Raw genomic sequence first — 20,695 nt, 5'->3', positions numbered from 1 at the left:
ATTCTACGGATTGGACTAAATTTATAAATCTGAATTATATGTGTATGATTGTCGTTACATCTGCGCTATTGTTCGGAATACACCGTACACTAATGTAAACTACATCTTATATGTTGAATGTAATATAAAGAACGTTGATGTAACAACTATAGTTGCGTTGGTAGGTATCGGAAATATGTGTACATTTATTTACAAAATAAGCGATATCACGGGGGGAATCGTCAGATTGGCGTGTGTAGCGCTGTGAAATATGTATACGGGCGCATAGTGTACGAAGCGAAAGGCGGCTATATAACTGCTGCCAGTTCTGCTGGGCGTGCCTTTAAAATCTCGGGGGGTTAGCTTTTACGCATCTAAACATAAAAAGACACCGCCAATTACTGCGCCGCCTCTCTTTTCTTCTTATAACGTTGTATTGTCGATACTGATAGCCCTGTCATCTGCGCCACTTTACGAATAGAGTTATCTTTCAATAACATCATAGCCGTATCTATCTGCGCTTTTGCTATCGTTGGACGCCCTTCTCGGAAATCAGCTTTTTGTCTAGCTGCCGCTTTTCCTTCTTGTGTACGCTCTACAATCATATCTCTTTCAAATTCAGCGAACGCAGCGAATACATTAAACATTAGCTTTCCTGCTGCGGTACTTCTATCAATAACGCCGAGGTTTAACACGTTAACAATTACGCCTCGCTCGTATAATTCTGTTACAAGTTCTATCGCATCCTTTGTTGAACGTGCAAAGCGGTCTAGCTTCGTAACTACTAGCGTATCACCTTCGCTAATTTTATCCATTAATTCGATAAACTGCGGTCTCTCCTTCGTTGTTCCCGTGAACTTCTCAGAATAAATAACTTCACATCCCGCATTATGTAACGTCTCTTCTTGCACTTCTAATTTTTGACCTACTGTACTAACACGTGCGTACCCATATACTGTCATATGTTATCATCCTTTTCTATTTATTCTGCGTTGAATAAAGAATACATGTTTTGAATACATCTCGTGTGCCTATCTTATCACATTGTAAAAGTGTATTCAATACTCGAAAGAAAAGAATACGTTATTTATTTGTCCACTATCGCATTAGTTTAGAAACAACCCTACATATGTCTGCGCATTCTTACCCCGATATACCCGCCGCCATTACCTACGATTAATAGGGCATATGTACTTTGACCATACGGCAATACCTAGACACAATACCCGACACACATACCCCGCACTAACACCACACTACTACGCCATACCAGACAGCCAGATACAGTCGCTATATACTTCTCTATCCTTTTACTGCAATGTTACTAGAAGGTGATAGCTAAAGCGCTAGGTACGTCACAGCCTACCATTGTACGCAGCCTATAAGCCAGCACACTACCAGCGGGCTACACACCACCAGCACACTACCTACTACTATATGTATCTTCGTAAGTTTGTTCAATTAGTTTGTTATTGCTTTTCTCTTTATGATCTTTCTTTGTTGCAATTGATTTCGTTTGTTGTTTCGTTTGTGAATTAAAGCATTGAGAATCTTTGTTTGTTCTTTGTTGTGATTAAGTTCGTGAAGTGATTCGTTTGTAAATTGTATTTGAAGCGTAAAGAGTTCGAATTGAAGTGAGTTGAGTTCATTCGATTGAATTACATTGAGTTCGCTAAGTGAATCGAATTGAATTGTTATTCGTTTTGTTTCTGCGAAGAAAAGAAAAGGAAGAAAAGAACGTTCATTTTAAAGCGTCTCTTGCTGCGAATCTGCGAAGTTAAAACGCAACGAAGGTACAAAGAAGCTACAACGCCCAATCGAAATTCGCCCGACCCTCCAAGCCACCCCCGACAAGCCGTACAACAACCCCTAACAAATTATATACACAAATTTTTAACTCGGGGTGTAACAGTCGCCCACACTTTCCGCACTCTCTATCGAAACTCATACCGAAGCCCCTGCGCATTATCCCTCACGAAGTCTATCGAAGCTAATCAACCCACCCCCGCCTATTTCTCGAAACCTTCACGTCTAGAAAAATTTATATGCGAATTTTTTAACTCAAGGCGTTTATGTTAATACATACAAAACTGCGTCTAATCGACGTACTAGACTTCTATCGACTTTCACTAATGACTTTGCATTTTGTCTTCGCTAGTTTCTTCTATTATATGACGCAGTAGTTTGCCGAACTCATTACCCGAATATAAGCAGCCGTGCGCCTATGTTTTTAGAAATGTTTTAAATATCGTACCAATAACAGCCTACTAGTGCGCCTACAAGGGTGTAAGGGCAAAACGTAACCTAATTGAATAGGGAATCGCCCTTATTATTTTGTAGAGCCTTCACGCTAGTGAAGAATTAATTTCTTAAATGCATGCCAAAAACAACGAGTAGTAGCGCCTATGAAAACGAGCGGGCAATGAGAGAGAAAGTAATTTTTATAGAATCGCCTCTTCCTCAACTGTTAACGCACCTATACATAAGAAGACGTTAAAAATTAATTTAAAGAAATATCGCAGAATCATACCAAAAAATAGCGTCGAGTGTGCCTATCTCTTTGTAAGAACAAAACGACGCAGCAAGAAAGATCAGCGGCGGGGATTATCTTTAAGACCTTCGCTTTTCATTATTTCTATTACTGCGTATTTCTTTTATAAGTTATTACGCTATCACTATTAATGCGTTACGTTAGTACGCTCTTACGAAGTAAGACATATATAACTCTCGTTATATACATCTTGTTTATAAATCTAGTTATTAATAAATCTAATTACCATGAAGTAGGCTGCTCGCTTATACATGAAGGTTATTGCCTAATCATATGAAGGCTATTGCCGAACCGTACGCAGTCTATTGCCTTACAAATAATTACACCAAAGGAGAGGTTAAAATGAGCAAACATCTAATCGAAACACTACTAAACGGAGAGCCGATACACGAAACGGCTTACGATGATTACATAAAGACGATAAAGGAGCGGACGGACTACGAGAAGCCAGCTGAAGCAATCACGAAGGAGAGAAGCAAGATTCACGGTGCGCAGCCAGTATTTGATAAGTCAGTGAAGCCCGAGGAAGGCGATAGAACGCTAGATTTTATCAAGATGCCTACAAATCTGCGCTACTACTCGTATATGTCTGACTACGGCATGACAGAGAGCGCAATGATGCTATATCAGCTCATTATCGACTATTTCAATAAGGAAGAAAAGAAAGCATACCCATCACAATATCGCCTAGCAATGGAGATAGGCAAGAGCGTCCGCACTATTAATCACAATCTAAAAATACTGCGAAGTGTCGGGTTACTTCAAGTAAGGCGTACAGGTATCGGAGCTAATAACGAATATCGCCCGCTATTGCCCCTAACACCTCGGGAACTATTCGAAAGATACCCGAAGGCACTAGAAAGGTACGTCAAACATGAGAAGGCAGTAAGAAAGATAAGAAGACGTGACGAGAAGAGAAAGCAAGATAAGGAAGCCGAATGGGAGTGAGAGCGATGTTTTTAGGATATATCGAGATACCAAAGAGCGCTACAAGATACCTAGACATGCCCGAAGAGAAGAAACAGGAGCTAATGCGTAAGAAAAGGCGCATGCGTCGGCGTAAGAAGGTGGATAGCGAGGACGGAAAGGAAGAGGCAGAAAATAAAAAGCTAAAACGTGAAAGTTTGCATAGTCAGACGAAGAAAAATAAAAAAGATCGTATAACGATTGAGTTTAACGGCGGCGCAGACTTATGGGACTACGAAGCTATTAACTACAAAAATAACTAATCGGAGGTATTACAAATGAGAATCAAAGCAAAAGATATCGTAATCGAGGACAATTTCGGAGAGGTAACACCGAAACAAGGCGTAAAACAAGAGGTAACAGCAGTAACACACGAAGCGGACGTATTCACAGACCCGTCAAACGTGGCGCAGCGTGAGAAATATATAGAAAGAGTCGAAGTGTTAAGCAAAGTCAAAGGGCTGCTATTACTGCCACGTATGGAAATGGCGACTACTAAGCAAGTTGCACAATTCTACGAGGTATCACACAGCACGTTAAAAGCCGTAATTCAAAGAAATAGCGACGAATTAGAGCAAGACGGAATGTACCTAGCAAAGTATAGAGAAGTCAAAGAAACAATAAAGACGCACTATGCATCTTTATTAGAATATGGCGTATCGAAGCGTGGTACATACATATTCCCGAAACGTGCAATTCTCCGTATCGGAATGCTTTTACAAGATAGCGATATCGCTAAAGAAGTTCGGACGCAGCTATTAAACATCGAAGAGCATGTGACAAATGAGCAGCGTACACAAGAAATCGACAAAGACGGATTACTACTTTTAGATATTATCCGTGCTAAAGACCCGATTAAGCAGGCGCAGGCAATCGCAGCATATACGGAATACAAAGACGCTAGAGCCAAAGAAGCCGAAGAAAAGGCAGCAAAGTACGAAGAGAAGGCGGGGAAATTCGACTTTGTAACGGAACAGGCGGGGCTTTTAACATTAACAAGCGTAGGGAAATCATATGTAGACGGTGTTTCCGCTAATGCGCTAAATAAATTCCTAATTCAAGAAAACGTACTATACAAAAAGAAAGTGGACGGGGTTCATATGTATAAAAAGGGATACGAGAAGTATTTCAAAGTCGTAACGTATGAAGTGGGATACAGAACGCTGAAAGTAACGCTAGAAGGTGCGCTATTTATTGCCGAGCTTTACAAGCAGCATAATAGCGGGAAATGTGCGTAAAAGTGACCCGTTTTGGCGGGTTGATGCCCCTATAAGGGTGTAAGGCGTTAAAAGTGCGGTGTAAGATGTAACCCGCTGTAAACCGAAATGTTACAGATAAGTTTAAAATGCGCTCCACTATACAAGAAATGAGGCTCTAGCCGTACATATAGGCGAGAAGTAAAAGTTAGTGGCAGGATAGCCCGCAGCTCATACAGCTTTGTCGGTTTGTGGTATCGGATAGCTAGCGGTATCACACTTGCTTTCCTTTCTCGCTCTCTATCGCATTAAGATTCGTTCCAATCTTTATTAGAGAAAACGTAATAGTTATGTAGTCTATAGCTCAATAGACATATGCAAGGGCATCGTTCCCTAGCGTATTTGTGGTGGTACTAATCATACTACCAACGGATCTTTTTTCTAACACTGGTGTTTAGAATCTTCCCAATCGTGGCGTTAGGCGTTATGTGCAGCGTAGCTAATGGCATTGCATTTCTCTTGTCTGCGTCACCACATATTATGTTTTTTTTAAAATTGTATGTTGAAAAAATCATATCCTCGATATGAAAAATTAAACAACTAAGAAAGGATGATAAAAATGCAACCGCAAGATATTAGGACAATTAGGCAACTTACTGGACTTAATCAAACTGAATTCGCTAAGTTGCTCGGCGTGGCACTTCTCACGGTTAATCGTTGGGAGAAGGGACATACACAGCCAAAAAAAGAAAACATTAAGAGAATCGAGAGTTTAATAGGAAGTGATAACTTACGAGTAATTCAATCGAAGTTACTGTATGACCTGCCGCTTTTAGAAGCATCGGACAGTCTACGAAAAAGAGTAAACGATAAGAAAGGAGAGGTTAAGCGATGATTAACGATGTTATTCAAGACGCAGCACAAGGAAAGACGGGCATACAAAGGAAAGTAAATCGACCGCTAGTAATAGCCGATATTAAAGAGTATCGAGGTCACTCGTTCTTAGTGGCTCATGTATATGACAGGGGCAAGACAGTAGGGCAGATTATAGCGCCTATGCAAGAAATAAAGAGCCTAGCTAGAAAGATTACCGAAATAGTCGAAGCGAGCTGCGATAGAGAAACGCCTGTTGCATATGACTTACATACATGCAATGAAGATATATACAAAGAAGTGCTTTCTAGTGCGTATGTATTAGCAGAAATGAAACCTAAATCAGCGTGTAACGAATGTGCCGTAATTATGGACGACTTACGAACGCTAGAGGCGCTAGACGACATTTATATTAACGAGGTCGAGGCGCAAGAAAAGCAAGAAACAAAAGAAAGATCAGCACGAGAGAAGTTAAAACAATTCTTTAAAACAATGCGTGATAAGAAGACGGGATTTATACGCCGACTGGGCTTATTAGTCAAATAATAACGCAAGTTATCGACGGTATTGCCGTTTATATAAACTACTAAACTAGCAAACAAAGGGGAAATGAAAAAATGACAAACGCAAAAACAGCAGTAGAACTAATGCACGAGGCACGAGAAATTAAAGCAGGTACAGCAAGTTACGTACGTGAGTTACTAATGTCAGATGGCGGAGTTAACGAGCAAATTCGCAAAACAGGAGAAAATCGAGAACTATCATTCGAAGGCAAGGCAGCAAGAAAAGGACGCATTAAGAGAGTAGCAACACACGTATTACTAGAAGAAATGAAAGACCGCCGAAGCAAGTATAATGCGCTATTAGACGAAGCCGAGAGGCAAACACGAACGTTATTAATGCCACAATTCGAAGACCTCAACGAAGCCGACCGTATTTTATATGATGCTGAAATCAGCGACTTAAAAACAAAGGTGTTACTAGCGCCTAATCAAGATACAGCTATGAAATACCTAGAGAGAATGGTAGATGTAGCGAGCAAGAACGGCAAGACGGCACATGAATTACAGGGCTATTTCACGGGACAACTAGCGGAACTAGTCGGCAAAGGTGAAAACTTGCCACATATTCGCCCGCTCTTATTAGGTATGAGCCAAAAACTAACGAATGCATCGCAAGTACCGAACTTCGACCAAATTAAAGAGCAGCTAGATAATATTAATCATATGCGCTCGGCATCATTCGCAGTCGGACAAGTACAAGCGGCTATTACGGAAAATCTCGGACATACTGCGGGGCAATACGTAAATGAACCTGCTAAATACTTCGAAGACCACGCAGACACAGCCGCATTAGTAGAAAAGAAAATCGAGAATCATGAGCGATTCGGACACGACTTATTTAGCGAATAATGCAGAAGGGGAAGCGAATATGAAAAAAGATCATAAAACGCTAGACGAGTTAAACGATATGTTTATAGCTGGCGGTGGGACAGGAAGAAAGGGCTAGAGACTGGGGCGAGGTCTACGGACTATTGCCCGCCTTTTTTATATCTACATAACGATAAGTAAAAACGATAGTCATAACGACAATAAGCGAAGAGAGAGGACGAAGGAAAATGACTAGTAAACGAAAAATAGACAAGAAAAAAACAGCGGTATTAAAAGTAATCGAAGCAGCTCGCAAGGAGTTCGGAGAAAACGGGTACCTAATCATGTACGATTACAACGCAGATGAATGGAAGGCGCAAAAGAAAATTGTGAAAGGTGACGGCGGCATGACTGCTTATATAGCTCGAAACGGCTGCGATGAAGATACCACGATTTTTGGCGCAGCTTAATAGCTTCGCTTTTTTATTCATCTAACTATGAAGAGAGAGGGAGAATTAAAATGAAAAAGGAAAAAATGAAGCAATGCACATACTGTAGAAAGGTAAAATCAACTACGGATGGTTTCCACAAAGAGACGAAATCACCCGATGGGCTGCAATCACGATGCAAGTCATGTAACGTAAAGGCACGCACAACGGGTGCGTATACATTAACGGAATTTATCGAGATAGACGGCGAGGAAATCGAAGTAAAGCAATGTAAATACTGCGATGAAAAGTTTCCGCTAGATAGCTATTATCGAAATGGGCGAGGTGGATTTAAGCCGATTTGTAAGCGATGCTACGAAGCTAAATACGATAGAGCTAGAGCTATAAAACAAGCGCTAGATAAATCACATAAAAACGAAGAGGGGGCGGCTTAATATAGTCACTCTCTTTTTTATGTCTTATATTGAAGCAATGCCGAGATTAATGATTCTAGGCGATTATCTTTTATTTCGTGAGTATAGTATCGTCTAAGTGCGTCAGAATTACCGATAGGTGAATCGGTGGAGTAAGAGTACGTTTAGCATTGACGTAGAGCTGCTATATAGCGTATAATATTAGTTAACAAAAACGGTCAGTTGACCGCCCAAATGAACGTTCAGCAAGCGATGGAAAAATCGTTTATATATCGTAGGTAATTGACGGGTCGGGAGTTCGAATCTCTCCTGGGACGCTAAAAAAACCTTGTTATCAAAAGATAACAAGGTTTTTTGTTTGTCTAAAATTTGATGTTTGGGTTATAAGTGTAGTTCATGCTTAATATTTGCGACCTTTCCTTTGATATTAAGCAGTTGCATATGTACTTTTTTTCTTAAATAAAAAGAGCGCCATTTATGCGCCCTATTCATCTTATTTAATTTAAAGAATTAATAGGTTTATGATGGAACTCAAATCCATATCCAGATTCTCTTAATTGTTTACTTGCAATATTATAAAATTCTTTACCATTCTAGTACGGTTGAGCAGCAGTTATCGGAACTTATCCCCGGCAGTGTGTTACAATTAATAGAAGCGGAAAATGAGAATCTCCAATTGACTGGACCTGTGATTGGTTAGATGGTTTAAGAAGGTCGTATAAAAAAGGGAGATGGCGCAAAGATGGCGAGATCAAATGAGAATGATTTAACGGAGAAATTGGCAGAAGGCCACCGAAAATATGGTGATGGCAATTTTACAGTACAGAACATCGGTGATGAAACTAACCCGAATTGGACTGTCGTAAAAAATGTGAGGAAGGGATCGGCAGGCATTCGCGAAGGAGAAGATATATTAAGACTGCGATCAAAATATATAAAATAGTACGGAAATGGGCGGAGCGGGAGCTCGAATCTCTCCTGGGACGCTAAGAAAACCTTGTTATCTCTTGATAACAAGGTTTTTTGTGTATTTTAAATTAGTTGTTAATAAACTTCTCAAATACAAAACCATAATCTTTCACATTATATTGTTTCTTCGTATCAACAAGCCAGTTAAAGGCAATCTCGTTCATTTCTTTAAATTGCTCTGCTAAATTTACTTGTGCGTTTGAAATGCGGCTAAAGGCATTAGATGCCATATCTAAACTTTTATGTGCATATTGTAATGTAATATCGTTGTCGTATGAAATTTCTTCGATTTTAAGTAAAGCCTTATATAAATCTTTTAATTCTTCAATATGTTTTTTATGAACATCAATTGAGTAATGTTCATCGCCCATTTGAAACTTAATTTCTACATCTAAATCAATCGTTCCTGCAGTTTCGAGTGCTACGTTTTTAATTTGATATTTACTATAACGAAAGCGGCGTAGTGTACGTTTTTTACTTGTTGCGCTTGTACCGTCTAAGTGAATTAACCCTTTGTTTGTGAAGCAATATTCATCTGATTTCGATTTAATTAGAAAGTAAATTTTCTCTCCATCTTCATGCATTACATAATCATCGGCATCGACCTTATCATAGTCTTTAGGTGTAATAACAGAACCTACATCGCTTAGTCCTAATACATCTGCGGCCATTTTTTTAAACATATATAATCCCCCTTGTAAATTAAATTCTTAATTGTATAAAAATATATTAACATCATTTTCATCCTTTGTTTTCTTGTAATACGAAAATATCTGAAGGTAAGTTAAGAAAAGTAATGAATAATTATTTTGATCCTAAATTATTTAGTAAATCTATTAGTTTAAGATTGGATTCTCCGAAAAATAACCAAGAGAAAAAAGTTAATTTTGCAAGTGATTATAGAGAAATTCCGTGAAAGCACCTCAAGCTATGTGAGGTGTTTTTCTATCCTCTTTTGAAATCTTACAATTCTGTAAGGTAACTGTAAGGTAGTTCGATGGTAACAAATTGCTAATCTTTTATAATGAAGATAACAACGATAAAACGAGGAGGCAGAAATGATGAAAGGATTAGTTGTAACGGGCTTAACGGTTGCTTTTGGATTTGTAGCATATGAGAAATTAACGTATGTAGTTGATGTTGTGAAACATTTGATTGCTTAGAGAAAACAGCCATGAGAGGGAAAGGGAATGAGTGAATGAATGGAATGGTTATTTGGAATTATAGGTACTTGTAGTGTAGTGTTATTGTTCTTTGTCCCAAGTGGTATACTTAGTTCGACAACAAGTTTGTTCTTCTTAAGTTTGTTTGCTTGTACGATGCTTATTATTATGTTTTTAATGAAGCGAAGTAAACCAATCTTCTATTTTAGCATGATTGTTATGGCAATTATTGTTCTCCAAATTATTACCCTTGTAATATACCCCACAATTATAAAAGCTTTCCATTAATGATGAATCCTCTGCGCTTGTTGCTGGGGATTTTTATTTGTACAATTTTAATTTTTAGTAGAGATTTATTCGTATTGGAATGTAAAAATTAAATATTTTTATATTTCAAACAAATAGTTTTGGGATGTTGTGTTCTCATTACGCATTTGATATATTTACTTTGAACATAATTAAAATCAAGAAAAAGAGGCGGACGTATGGATAAAAAAGAAAATACGGTCGTATTGTTTCCACAACTATCAGAGCGCTATATTGATGAAGGTTTTTTAGCGCTGAAAGAGCGGAAGTTCGAAGATGCATTGCGCTGCTTTGAAATATTACGTCAGTATAATGCGGAAACGGAACAAACGGAATTAGCTTCAGTTATTTGTTTACTCGAATTAAAACGTATGGAAGAAGCGAAAGACAAATGTGAACAGTTGCTTAAAACAGGAGTTGTCTTATTTGGTGATATTCTTGAAACGTACGTGACTATTTTAGTTCAAACAAATGATTATGAAGGTGTTATTGAAACTGTTGAAAAGGTTTTACAAACGAAAGATATAATGCCTGATCAAAAGGAAAAATTAGCGCAACTTGCTTTATTTGCAGAAGGTATGCTCAATGAGGGAGACGCATCGCTAGTGGATTCAAATTTTGAGTTGGATGAGTTTACTAATGAAATTTTTGGAGAAAACTTTGGACAGAAGCTAAGAGCGATTCAGCGACTTTCGTTAAAAGACTTAGATCTTGCATTACCTGTTTTAAAGAAATTTTTAATAGAAGAAGAGCAACACCCCTATTTGAAAACTTCTATTTTGTATAAAATGATAGAAAGTCAGGTAGAAGAGGAAATAGAGGTAGAAAAGTTTGGGAATACGATTAAGGTAATTCCAGCATTTACAGGTCATAATGAGGAGCAATCCAATAACATTATACATAAATTATCAAGTCGATTAGAGCAAAATTATCCCGATATATTTGAAGCAATGGTTACATATTGGAAAGAATTGCAAATTAGTGTTTTCCCATTTGCTCTATTAATGGATAAAGAAGAGATTTGGTCAGCTGTTTTAGAGAGAATTGGAAGAAAGCGTTTCGGATTGGCTATTGATGAAGAAGAGCTTATGGCAGCATACAATATCGAATTGGAAGAGTTTCATATTGCCTATCAATGGTTATTACGTGTTGAAAGAGAAGGATATTTGCCCGTATAATTATGAAAAAGAATCGTTCAGTTCTTGAAACGAGCATATTCTATGTTATAATGTAAGGGTTGCAAAAGGCAGAAAACTGCCTGTTTGTAAGAGAAGAGAAGTGTAATTCTCTTACTTAATATGTTTCATATTATTCTCGAACAAAATATACCGTAGTTGTCTTCTGGGCAATTAGTAGATTGGAACATTATATCTGAAAGCTTTTGCTAGAGGATTATTTGTGTATTTGTTATTTCAAAAAAGAGATAATGAAGATCTTAATCTATAGAGGTATGTGCATACATTATTATAGTTGGAGGGAAAGAATAAATGTCTACAAAATGGGAAAAATTAGAAGGTAACGTTGGCGTTTTAACAATCGAAGTTGATGCTAAAGAAGTAAACAACTCTATCGACGCTGCGTTCAAAAAAGTAGTAAAAACAATTAACGTACCAGGTTTCCGTAAAGGAAAAATGCCTCGTCCATTATTCGAACAACGCTTTGGTATTGAATCTTTATACCAAGATGCTTTAGATATCATTTTACCAAAAGCATACGGTGAAGCGATTGAAGAAGCTGGTATCTTCCCAGTTGATCATCCTGAAATCGACATCGAGAAGTTCGAAAAAAATGCTAACCTTATCTTCACTGCAAAAGTTACAGTGAAACCTGAAGTTAAATTAGGTGAGTACAAAGGTTTAGCAGTAGAAAAAGTTGAAACAACTGTAACTGACGAAGATGTAGAGAACGAATTAAAATCTTTACAAGAACGTCAAGCTGAACTAGTTGTTAAAGAAGAAGGAACTGTTGAAAACGGTGATACAGCTGTAATCGACTTCGAAGGTTTCGTTGATGGCGAAGCATTTGAAGGCGGAAAAGGCGAAAACTACTCTCTAGCAATCGGTTCTGGTACATTCATCCCAGGTTTCGAAGAGCAAGTAATCGGTCTTAAATCTGGTGAGTCTAAAGACGTTGAAGTATCATTCCCAGAAGAGTACCATGCTGCTGAATTAGCTGGCAAACCAGCAACATTCAAAGTAACAATTCACGAAATCAAAACAAAAGAACTTCCTGAGTTAAACGACGAGTTCGCTAAAGAAGCAGACGAAGCGGTTGCAACTCTTGATGAATTAAAAGCAAAACTTCGCACAAACTTAGAAGAAGGCAAAAAGCACGAAGCTGAGCACAAAGTACGTGACGAAGTAGTAGAATTAGCTGCTGCTAACGCTGAAATCGAAATTCCAGAAGCTATGATCAACACTGAGTTAGATCGTATGGTTCGTGAATTCGAGCAACGTTTAAGCCAACAAGGTATGAACCTTGAGCTTTACTACCAATTCACAGGTACTGATGCTGACAAATTAAAAGAGCAAATGAAAGAAGATGCACAAAAACGTGTAAGAATCAATCTTGTTCTTGAAGCTATCATTGAAGCTGAAAACATCGAAGTTACTGAAGAAGAAGTAACTGCAGAAGTTGAAAAAATGGCTGAAATGTACGGTATGCCAGTAGACGCTATCAAGCAAGCTCTTGGAAGCGTAGACGCTTTAGCTGAAGATCTTAAAGTGCGTAAAGCTGTAGACTTCTTAGTAGAAAACGCTGCATAATAAAATAACAAGGCACGATTAAAATCGTGCCTTGTTTTATAAATATAGAAATATATTTATAAAACTTTTCGATGGAGAAGGAAAAGTTCCTTTACAAGTCGAATATACATATTTCAAAAGTTTTAAAAATTTTTTATTTGTACATAACTAGTCATATTATTTGTATTTCTCGCCACGTAGTGACATAATATGTATTTACATACGATACATTTATCGTGTACATACGAAGGCAAGAGGTTAGCACTTTGTAAGGGGTGTGAAAATATGTTTAAATTTAATGATGAAAAAGGGCAATTAAAATGTTCTTTCTGTGGTAAAACACAAACGCAAGTTCGAAAGTTAGTGGCAGGTCCAGGTGTTTACATTTGTGACGAGTGTATCGAACTTTGTACTGAAATTGTACAAGAGGAGCTTGCGAAGGACGAAGAAGTAGAATTCAAAGATGTACCGAAACCGGTAGAAATTCGTGAAATCTTAGATGAGTATGTCATCGGGCAAGATAGCGCGAAAAAAGCACTAGCGGTAGCGGTATATAACCATTACAAACGCATTAATTCTAACAGCAAAATTGATGATGTAGAATTAGCGAAGAGTAATATCGCACTTATCGGGCCAACAGGTAGTGGTAAAACATTACTGGCACAAACTTTAGCGCGTATTTTAAATGTTCCATTTGCAATCGCGGACGCAACATCTTTAACAGAAGCTGGATATGTTGGGGAAGATGTAGAAAATATCTTACTAAAATTAATTCAAGCAGCTGATTATGATGTAGAGAAAGCGGAAAAAGGAATCATTTATATTGATGAGATTGATAAAGTGGCACGTAAGTCCGAAAATCCATCAATTACACGTGATGTATCTGGTGAAGGTGTGCAGCAGGCACTTCTGAAAATTTTAGAAGGTACTGTAGCAAGCGTTCCACCTCAAGGTGGTCGTAAGCATCCGCACCAAGAGTTTATTCAAATTGATACAACGAACATCTTATTCATTTGTGGTGGAGCGTTTGATGGCATTGAGCCGATTATTAAACGTCGCCTTGGTGAAAAAGTAATTGGATTTGGTTCTGAGAAGAAAAATGCTGATGTGAATGAGAAGCATGTTTTATCTCACGTATTACCAGAGGATCTTTTAAGATTTGGTTTAATTCCAGAGTTTATCGGTCGTCTTCCAGTTATTGCGAACCTAGAGCCACTTGATGAAGATGCTCTTGTTGATATTTTAACGAAACCGAAAAATGCACTTGTTAAGCAATTCCAAAAATTATTGGAGCTTGACGATGTTGAGTTAGAGTTTGAAGAAGGTGCACTAATCGAAATTGCGAAAAAAGCAATTGAACGTAAAACGGGTGCTCGTGGACTTCGTTCTATTATTGAAGGCTTAATGCTTGATGTAATGTTCGAACTTCCATCTCGTAAAGATATCGAGAAGTGTATTCTTACAAAAGAAACAGTAGCTGATAATGAGCCGCCAAAATTGGTGTTACAAGACGGTACTGTACTTGATACAAAAACATCTGCATAATGCGAAAGGGAAACAGCAATTTTTATAATTGCTGTTTTTCTTTATGTTTAGCTACGTTCCTCCGCGGAAATACTAAGAGATAAAATATTGCGGGAGGAAATAAATAATGAGCTGGACAAATATATTTTTAGTTGTTCAACTTGTTTTTGGTGTAATTGTCGGATTGTATTTCTGGCATTTACTTCGAAATCAACGAACACAAAAAGTTTCAATTGATCGAGAATCGAAAAAAGAATTAGAACAGCTTCGTAAAATGCGTGAGATTTCTTTAACAGAGCCGCTAGCAGAAAAGGTGCGTCCTACAACCTTTTTAGATATTGTAGGGCAAGAGGACGGAATTAAGTCGTTAAAAGCGGCTCTTTGTGGTCCGAATCCGCAACATGTAATCATATATGGCCCGCCAGGTGTTGGGAAAACAGCGGCAGCACGTCTTGTATTAGAAGAAGCGAAACGAAATCCTAAATCTCCATTTCGTACGAATGCAACATTTATTGAACTTGATGCGACAACAGCTCGGTTTGATGAACGTGGTATCGCAGACCCTTTAATAGGTTCGGTGCATGATCCGATTTATCAAGGTGCTGGGGCGATGGGGCAAGCAGGTATTCCGCAACCGAAAAAAGGTGCTGTAACAGATGCACATGGTGGTATTTTGTTTATTGATGAGATTGGCGAGCTCCATCCGATTCAAATGAACAAAATGTTAAAGGTGTTAGAAGATCGAAAAGTATTTTTAGAAAGTGCGTACTATAGTGAAGAAAATACGATGATCCCAACATATATACATGATATTTTCCAAAAAGGCTTACCGGCAGATTTTCGCTTAGTTGGAGCAACGACACGTTCGCCAGAGGAAATTCCTCCTGCTATTCGGTCACGTTGCTTAGAAGTATTTTTCCGTGAATTAGATACGGAAGAAATTCAAAAAGTAGCGAAAAATGCCGCGGAAAAAGTGGAAATGCAAATAGGTGAAAATGGTATTGAAATGATCGGGATGTATGCAAGGAATGGACGAGAAGCGATTAATCTCGTGCAAATCTCTGCTGGTATGGCGATAAATGAAGAACGTTCTTTCATTAAGGATGAAGATATAGAGTGGGTTGTTCACTCAAGTCAGCTTACACCGAAATATGAAAAGCGCATTTATCCGATTCCAAGGATTGGTCTTGTAAATGGTCTTGCTGTATACGGACCAAATACAGGTGCGTTATTAGAAATTGAAGTAACAGCAATCAAGGCGAAAGATAAAGGATCGGTAAATGTTACCGGAATTGTGGAAGAAGAAAGTATTGGTAGTCAAACGAAATCGATTCGTCGTAAAAGTATGGCGAAAGGCTCTGTTGATAATGTATTAACAGTACTTCGTTCTTTAGATGTGTTGCCAGAAGGATATGATATACATATTAATTTTCCAGGTGGTATCCCGATTGATGGCCCTTCTGCAGGAATCGCTATGGCAACAGGTGTATATTCTGCGGTGCACCGCACGTATGTAAATAATGAAGTAGCGATGACAGGGGAAATAAGTATACACGGAGAAGTAAAACCTATTGGTGGCGTGTACGCAAAAATAAAAGCTGCGAAAAAAGCGGGAGCTAAGAAAGTCATTATTCCTGCTGAAAATATGCAACCATTTTTGTATACGATCAAGGGAATTGAAATTATTCCTGTCCGTAAGTTAAAAGAAGTATTTGAGTTAACGTTTATGCAAGAAAATATGCATAGAGAGCTAGATGTACATACTAAGGTAGACGAAACTGATGCACAATCTATGTAAAAATAAACAATAATAAAATTTGCCAGACTTCGTTTAAGTTTGTATGCTTAATCGGAGTCTTTTTTCTTTTCGTGAGGTAGAAAAACAAGCTATTTACAATTGCGCGGAATCTCAGCAATTGCATCTAGGTGTATTGTAATATAAAATAGTTGAACAGGAGTTTAATTTATTATGGAGGTGCTATGTCTAGTATGAATACGAACGAAAGAATCGTGCCCCTCCTACCATTAAGAGGCGTTCTCGTATATCCAACGATGGTTTTGCATCTTGATGTAGGACGTGATAAATCGATACAAGCACTAGAGCAGGCGGCAATGGATGAAAATATCATCTTTTTAGCAATGCAAAAAGAAATGAATATCGATGATCCGAAAGAAGATGACATATATAGTGTAGGTACGGTGGCGAAAGTGAAGCAAATGTTAAAATTGCCGAACGGTACGCTTCGTGTCCTTGTGGAAGGTTTACATAGAGCAGAAGTAATAGAGTTTATCGAAGAAGAAAATGTAGTACAAGTGTCGATTAAAACGGTAACTGAAGAAGTAGAAGATGATTTAGAAGAGAAAGCTCTTATGCGTACGTTACTGGAGCATTTCGAACAATATATTAAAGTTTCGAAAAAAGTTTCAAATGAAACATTTGCAACGGTAGCTGATGTGGAAGAACCAGGGAGATTAGCTGATCTAATTGCTTCTCACTTGCCGATTAAAACGAAGCAGAAACAAGAGATTCTAGAGATTGTATCTGTAAAAGAACGATTACAAACACTTATTTCAATTATTCAAGATGAACAAGAGTTACTTAGCCTAGAAAAGAAAATTGGGCAAAAAGTGAAACGTTCCATGGAGCGCACGCAAAAAGAATATTTCTTACGTGAGCAAATGAAGGCGATTCAAACTGAACTTGGCGACAAAGAAGGCAAGGGCGGAGAAGTAGAAGAACTTCGTGAGAAAATTGAACAGTCAGGAATGCCGGAAGAAACAATGAAGGCTGCGCTGAAAGAATTAGATCGTTATGAAAAGTTACCAGCAAGTTCTGCGGAGAGTGGTGTTATTCGCAATTATATTGATTGGTTATTAGCGCTTCCGTGGACAGAGGCAACAGAAGATATAATTGATCTTGCTCATTCGGAAGAGATTTTAAATAACGATCATTACGGTCTTGAAAAAGTGAAAGAGCGTGTACTTGAATATTTAGCTGTACAGAAGTTAACGAATTCATTAAAAGGACCTATCCTTTGTTTAGTAGGCCCTCCTGGGGTCGGCAAAACTTCGTTAGCGCGTTCAATTGCAACATCATTGAATCGTAACTTCGTCCGTGTATCTCTTGGTGGTGTACGTGATGAATCTGAAATTCGTGGTCACCGCCGTACATATGTTGGAGCAATGCCAGGACGCATTATTCAAGGTATGAAAAAGGCGAAAACAGTTAATCCAGTCTTCTTATTAGATGAGATTGATAAAATGTCTAACGATTTCCGTGGAGATCCATCAGCGGCATTACTTGAAGTATTAGATCCAGAACAAAACCATAACTTCAGTGATCATTACATTGAAGAACCATATGATCTATCAAAAGTTATGTTTGTAGCAACTGCTAATACACTTTCAAGTATTCCAGGTCCATTACTTGACCGTATGGAAATCATTTCGATTGCTGGCTATACAGAACTTGAAAAAGTACACATTGCTCGTGAGCATTTATTGCCGAAACAATTAAAAGAACATGGCTTACGAAAAGGTAATTTACAAGTGCGTGATGAAGCGCTGCTTGAGATTATTCGTTATTATACACGTGAGGCTGGTGTTCGTACGCTAGAGCGCCAAATTGCAAAAGTTTGCCGTAAAGTAGCGAAGATTATCGTTACAGCAGAACGTAAACGTATCGTTGTGACAGAGAAAAAGATTGTTGATTTACTTGGTAAACACATATTCCGTTATGGGCAAGCTGAAAAAACAGACCAAGTTGGTATGGCAACAGGTCTAGCTTACACAGCAGCAGGCGGCGATACACTTGCCATTGAAGTTTCTGTAGCGCCAGGAAAAGGGAAACTAATTTTAACAGGGAAACTTGGGGATGTTATGAAAGAATCAGCACAAGCTGCGTTTAGTTATATACGTTCTCGTGCAGAAGAGCTTCAGATCGATCCGAATTTCCATGAGAAAAATGATATTCATATTCACGTTCCAGAAGGAGCAGTTCCAAAAGACGGACCGTCAGCAGGTATTACGATGGCAACGGCACTTATTTCTGCGCTAACAGGTATTCCTGTAAGTAAAGAAGTCGGTATGACAGGTGAAATTACACTTCGTGGTCGTGTATTACCAATTGGTGGTTTAAAAGAAAAAACATTAAGTGCTCACCGCGCAGGCTTAACAAAAATTATTTTGCCAGCAGAAAACGAGAAAGATTTAGATGATATTCCAGAGAGCGTAAAAGAAAACCTTACGTTTGTGCTTGCATCTCATTTAGATGAAGTATTGGAGCACGCATTAGTAGGAGTGAAACAATGAAAGTAACAAAAGCAGATATTGTAATTAGTGCTGTTAAACCAGAACAATATCCAGACAGTGATTTACCAGAAATTGCATTAGCAGGTCGTTCAAATGTGGGGAAGTCTTCCTTTATTAATAAAATTTTAAATCGTAAAAAGTTAGTACGTATTTCTTCTAAACCAGGAAAAACGCAAACGCTGAACTTTTTCTTAATCAATGAGATGATGCACTTTGTTGACGTTCCAGGTTATGGATATGCGAAAGTATCTAAATCGGAGCGCGCTGCATGGGGGAAAATGATTGAAACGTACTTTACAACGCGTGAACAATTAGACGCAGCTGTATTAGTAGTTGATTTACGTCACCAACCAACAAGTGATGACGTGATGATGTATGATTTCTTAAAGCATTATGAAATCCCAACAATTATTATTGCGACGAAAGCCGATAAAATTCCGAAAGGGAAATGGCAAAAGCATTTAAAAGTTGTAAAAGAAACGCTTGCTGTTGAAATTGGCGATGAAATTGTTCTATTCTCTTCTGAAACAGGACTTGGAAAAGAAGAAGCGTGGAAAGCAATTCATAAATTTACAAAAACAAAAAACGCGTGACGAATGTCGCGCGTTTTTGTTTTGCTAAATTTTTTAGCGTACGTTTAATGTAACTTCAATATTTCCTCGTGTTGCTTTCGAGTAAGGACATACACCGTGAGCGGCTTCTACAAGTTCTTGTGCTTCGCTATGTGAAACGCCAGCGACATGTACATCAAGTACAGCGGATAGGCCGAAACCACCATCTGTATCTTTTCCGATAGAAACGTGAGCAGTTACTTCTGTACTTTCTACTTTCACACGTTTTGTACGAATGACAAGTTGTAATGCACTATCAAAACAAGCGGCATAACCAGCAGCAAATAGTTGTTCTGGATTTGTTGCCTCTCCGCCTGCACCACCTAGTGCTTTCGGCATTTTCACATCAAGATTTAATATGCCATCATCTGAGACTACTTTTCCGTTTCTTCCACCTGTAGCAGTTACTGAAGCAGTATATAATTTATCCATGTTTATTCCCCTTTTCTATCATTAATTGTTTTCATTGTTTCAATTAGTTTATTTAATTGAATTAATAAAGAACGATATTCTTGTTCTGTAATTCCTAAATTTGTTGCCATTGTTGTTGGTAATGAACAAGCCTTATCTTGTAAATCTTTACCTTGTTCTGTTAATTCAATACATACTTTTCGCTCATCTTCTTTGGAACGAACGCGTTTTACAAGGTTTAATGATTCCATGCGTTTTAACATAGGTGTTAACGTACCGGAATCTAAAAATAGACGTTCTCCAATTTCTTTTACTGTGAGTCCATCTTGCTCCCATAGTACGAGTAAAGTAATGTACTGTGGATACGTAATGCCCATTTCTTCTAAATACGGTCGGTAAAAGCGTGTAACCTCTCTAGAACAGGCGTAAATAGAAAAACAAAGTTGGTTATCTAGATGTAAAGAATTATCTACCATACATAACTCCTTCCTTATTAAATTGTGAACAATTTAATTTTGTAAAACCAATATAACGAAAAAGAAATACAATGTCAAATACATTGTATTGAGAAAGTTCGTGCTACAATTTGGAACAATCATACATATTTTCCTTCATGATGAAAGAAGATAGGAAAGATGATGTTATAATTCATATGGAATAGTTTCCATCACTTGATTATGAGGGCTTTTTTTGGTAACGTACAAATAGAGTTATTAATTTATAATCATTATAAAGTAGAAAATTTTTATTCGTTTTACTGAATCTCCTTTATTACATACGGAGAATAAATAAAAAAATAATCGGTTGTTCACACGATTGTCAGATTCATAAGAGGAAAGTTGTATTATGATAGTAGATA

At 37.9% G+C, this 20,695-nt stretch carries 21 protein-coding genes and 1 pseudogene; 17 read left to right on the top strand and 5 right to left on the bottom strand.

The annotated features are described in order from the left end of the window. Nucleotides 1-377 precede the first annotated feature (377 nt). Nucleotides 378-941, bottom strand: coding sequence for a recombinase family protein (locus C3Y97_RS22660; protein WP_136363659.1), 564 nt, complete (start codon nucleotides 939-941; stop codon nucleotides 378-380). Between the two features lie 1,931 nt (nucleotides 942-2,872). Between C3Y97_RS22660 and C3Y97_RS22655 the strand changes: the two genes are divergently transcribed. The 9 genes from C3Y97_RS22655 to C3Y97_RS22620 all read left to right on the top strand — a co-directional run bounded on the left by C3Y97_RS22655 (nucleotide 2,873) and on the right by C3Y97_RS22620 (nucleotide 7,818). Continuing rightward, on the top strand, nucleotides 2,873-3,478 hold the full coding sequence (locus C3Y97_RS22655) for a helix-turn-helix domain-containing protein (RefSeq protein WP_136363658.1): 606 nt from the start codon (nucleotides 2,873-2,875) through the stop codon (nucleotides 3,476-3,478). A gap of 5 nt (nucleotides 3,479-3,483) precedes the next feature. After that, complete coding sequence (locus tag C3Y97_RS22650; RefSeq protein WP_002181059.1) at nucleotides 3,484-3,759, top strand: hypothetical protein; 276 nt, start codon at nucleotides 3,484-3,486, stop codon at nucleotides 3,757-3,759. A 15-nt stretch (nucleotides 3,760-3,774) separates the two neighbouring features. After that, nucleotides 3,775-4,734, top strand: coding sequence for a phage antirepressor KilAC domain-containing protein (locus C3Y97_RS22645; protein ID WP_136363657.1), 960 nt, complete (start codon nucleotides 3,775-3,777; stop codon nucleotides 4,732-4,734). Nucleotides 4,735-5,311: 577 nt separating this feature from the next. Further along, complete coding sequence (locus tag C3Y97_RS22640; protein ID WP_103653382.1) at nucleotides 5,312-5,587, top strand: helix-turn-helix domain-containing protein; 276 nt, start codon at nucleotides 5,312-5,314, stop codon at nucleotides 5,585-5,587. Further along, complete coding sequence (locus C3Y97_RS22635; RefSeq protein WP_136363656.1) at nucleotides 5,584-6,111, top strand: hypothetical protein; 528 nt, start codon at nucleotides 5,584-5,586, stop codon at nucleotides 6,109-6,111. Before C3Y97_RS22640 ends, C3Y97_RS22635 begins: the two co-directional genes overlap by 4 nt. 71 nt (nucleotides 6,112-6,182) lie before the next feature. Further along, entirely contained in the window at nucleotides 6,183-6,977 is a 795-nt protein-coding gene (locus tag C3Y97_RS22630) for a hypothetical protein (RefSeq protein WP_136363655.1), read from the top strand. Then, nucleotides 6,943-7,074 (top strand): hypothetical protein, encoded by a 132-nt coding sequence (locus tag C3Y97_RS28285; protein WP_255257854.1) that lies wholly within the window; start codon nucleotides 6,943-6,945, stop codon nucleotides 7,072-7,074. Before C3Y97_RS22630 ends, C3Y97_RS28285 begins: the two co-directional genes overlap by 35 nt. A gap of 109 nt (nucleotides 7,075-7,183) precedes the next feature. Next, nucleotides 7,184-7,405, top strand: coding sequence for a hypothetical protein (locus tag C3Y97_RS22625; RefSeq protein WP_000202172.1), 222 nt, complete (start codon nucleotides 7,184-7,186; stop codon nucleotides 7,403-7,405). Between the two features lie 50 nt (nucleotides 7,406-7,455). Beyond that, nucleotides 7,456-7,818: a hypothetical protein gene (locus tag C3Y97_RS22620; RefSeq protein ID WP_000711791.1), complete on the top strand. Its 363-nt coding sequence runs from the start codon at nucleotides 7,456-7,458 to the stop codon at nucleotides 7,816-7,818. 476 nt (nucleotides 7,819-8,294) lie between these two features. Here C3Y97_RS22620 and C3Y97_RS28505 read toward each other — a convergent pair. Then, a pseudogene (locus tag C3Y97_RS28505) lies at nucleotides 8,295-8,387 on the bottom strand (DUF6572 domain-containing protein); the annotation flags it as partial. Nucleotides 8,388-8,539: 152 nt separating this feature from the next. Here C3Y97_RS28505 and C3Y97_RS22615 point away from each other — a divergent pair. Beyond that, nucleotides 8,540-8,740, top strand: a complete 201-nt coding sequence (locus tag C3Y97_RS22615) for a hypothetical protein (RefSeq protein ID WP_000124460.1) — start codon at nucleotides 8,540-8,542, stop codon at nucleotides 8,738-8,740. Between the two features lie 94 nt (nucleotides 8,741-8,834). On the opposite strand, the gene C3Y97_RS22610 is transcribed toward C3Y97_RS22615, so the two are convergent. Beyond that, nucleotides 8,835-9,449 (bottom strand): PH domain-containing protein, encoded by a 615-nt coding sequence (locus C3Y97_RS22610; protein ID WP_000473863.1) that lies wholly within the window; start codon nucleotides 9,447-9,449, stop codon nucleotides 8,835-8,837. Between the two features lie 519 nt (nucleotides 9,450-9,968). On the opposite strand from C3Y97_RS22610, the gene C3Y97_RS22605 reads away from it, so the two are divergent. The 7 genes from C3Y97_RS22605 (at nucleotide 9,969) to ysxC (ending at nucleotide 19,407) form a co-directional block, all read left to right on the top strand. Beyond that, a complete protein-coding gene (locus tag C3Y97_RS22605; protein ID WP_001983650.1) occupies nucleotides 9,969-10,217 on the top strand; it encodes a hypothetical protein in 249 nt (82 codons plus the stop codon). A gap of 197 nt (nucleotides 10,218-10,414) precedes the next feature. Further along, the gene (locus tag C3Y97_RS22600; protein WP_000358277.1) at nucleotides 10,415-11,413 is read left to right on the top strand and encodes a hypothetical protein; all 999 of its coding nucleotides are present in this window, start codon (nucleotides 10,415-10,417) and stop codon (nucleotides 11,411-11,413) included. A 309-nt stretch (nucleotides 11,414-11,722) separates the two neighbouring features. After that, a complete protein-coding gene (tig, locus tag C3Y97_RS22595) occupies nucleotides 11,723-13,000 on the top strand; it encodes a trigger factor (RefSeq protein ID WP_000105215.1) in 1,278 nt (425 codons plus the stop codon). Nucleotides 13,001-13,264: 264 nt separating this feature from the next. Beyond that, nucleotides 13,265-14,524 (top strand): ATP-dependent protease ATP-binding subunit ClpX, encoded by a 1,260-nt coding sequence (gene clpX / locus C3Y97_RS22590; protein WP_000472289.1) that lies wholly within the window; start codon nucleotides 13,265-13,267, stop codon nucleotides 14,522-14,524. Between the two features lie 106 nt (nucleotides 14,525-14,630). Further along, nucleotides 14,631-16,301: an ATP-dependent protease LonB gene (gene lonB, locus C3Y97_RS22585; protein WP_000119176.1), complete on the top strand. Its 1,671-nt coding sequence runs from the start codon at nucleotides 14,631-14,633 to the stop codon at nucleotides 16,299-16,301. Nucleotides 16,302-16,483: 182 nt separating this feature from the next. After that, the gene (gene lon, locus C3Y97_RS22580) at nucleotides 16,484-18,814 is read left to right on the top strand and encodes an endopeptidase La (RefSeq protein WP_000097289.1); all 2,331 of its coding nucleotides are present in this window, start codon (nucleotides 16,484-16,486) and stop codon (nucleotides 18,812-18,814) included. Beyond that, nucleotides 18,811-19,407, top strand: a complete 597-nt coding sequence (gene ysxC, locus C3Y97_RS22575; protein WP_000869116.1) for a ribosome biogenesis GTP-binding protein YsxC — start codon at nucleotides 18,811-18,813, stop codon at nucleotides 19,405-19,407. The genes lon and ysxC overlap by 4 nt, the downstream gene beginning before the upstream one ends. Before the next feature lie 33 nt (nucleotides 19,408-19,440). On the opposite strand, the gene C3Y97_RS22570 is transcribed toward ysxC, so the two are convergent. Continuing rightward, a complete protein-coding gene (locus C3Y97_RS22570) occupies nucleotides 19,441-19,857 on the bottom strand; it encodes an organic hydroperoxide resistance protein (protein WP_000359781.1) in 417 nt (138 codons plus the stop codon). Between the two features lie 2 nt (nucleotides 19,858-19,859). Beyond that, a complete protein-coding gene (locus tag C3Y97_RS22565; RefSeq protein ID WP_000228198.1) occupies nucleotides 19,860-20,312 on the bottom strand; it encodes a MarR family winged helix-turn-helix transcriptional regulator in 453 nt (150 codons plus the stop codon). Between the last annotated feature and the right edge of the window lie 383 nt (nucleotides 20,313-20,695).

Source organism: Bacillus sp. DU-106 (assembly GCF_004799705.1).
Taxonomy (GTDB): Bacteria; Bacillota; Bacilli; order Bacillales; family Bacillaceae_G; genus Bacillus_A; species Bacillus_A cereus.
Note: the sequence above shows the minus strand (reverse complement) of the source record. Positions and strands in the feature narration are given on the sequence as shown.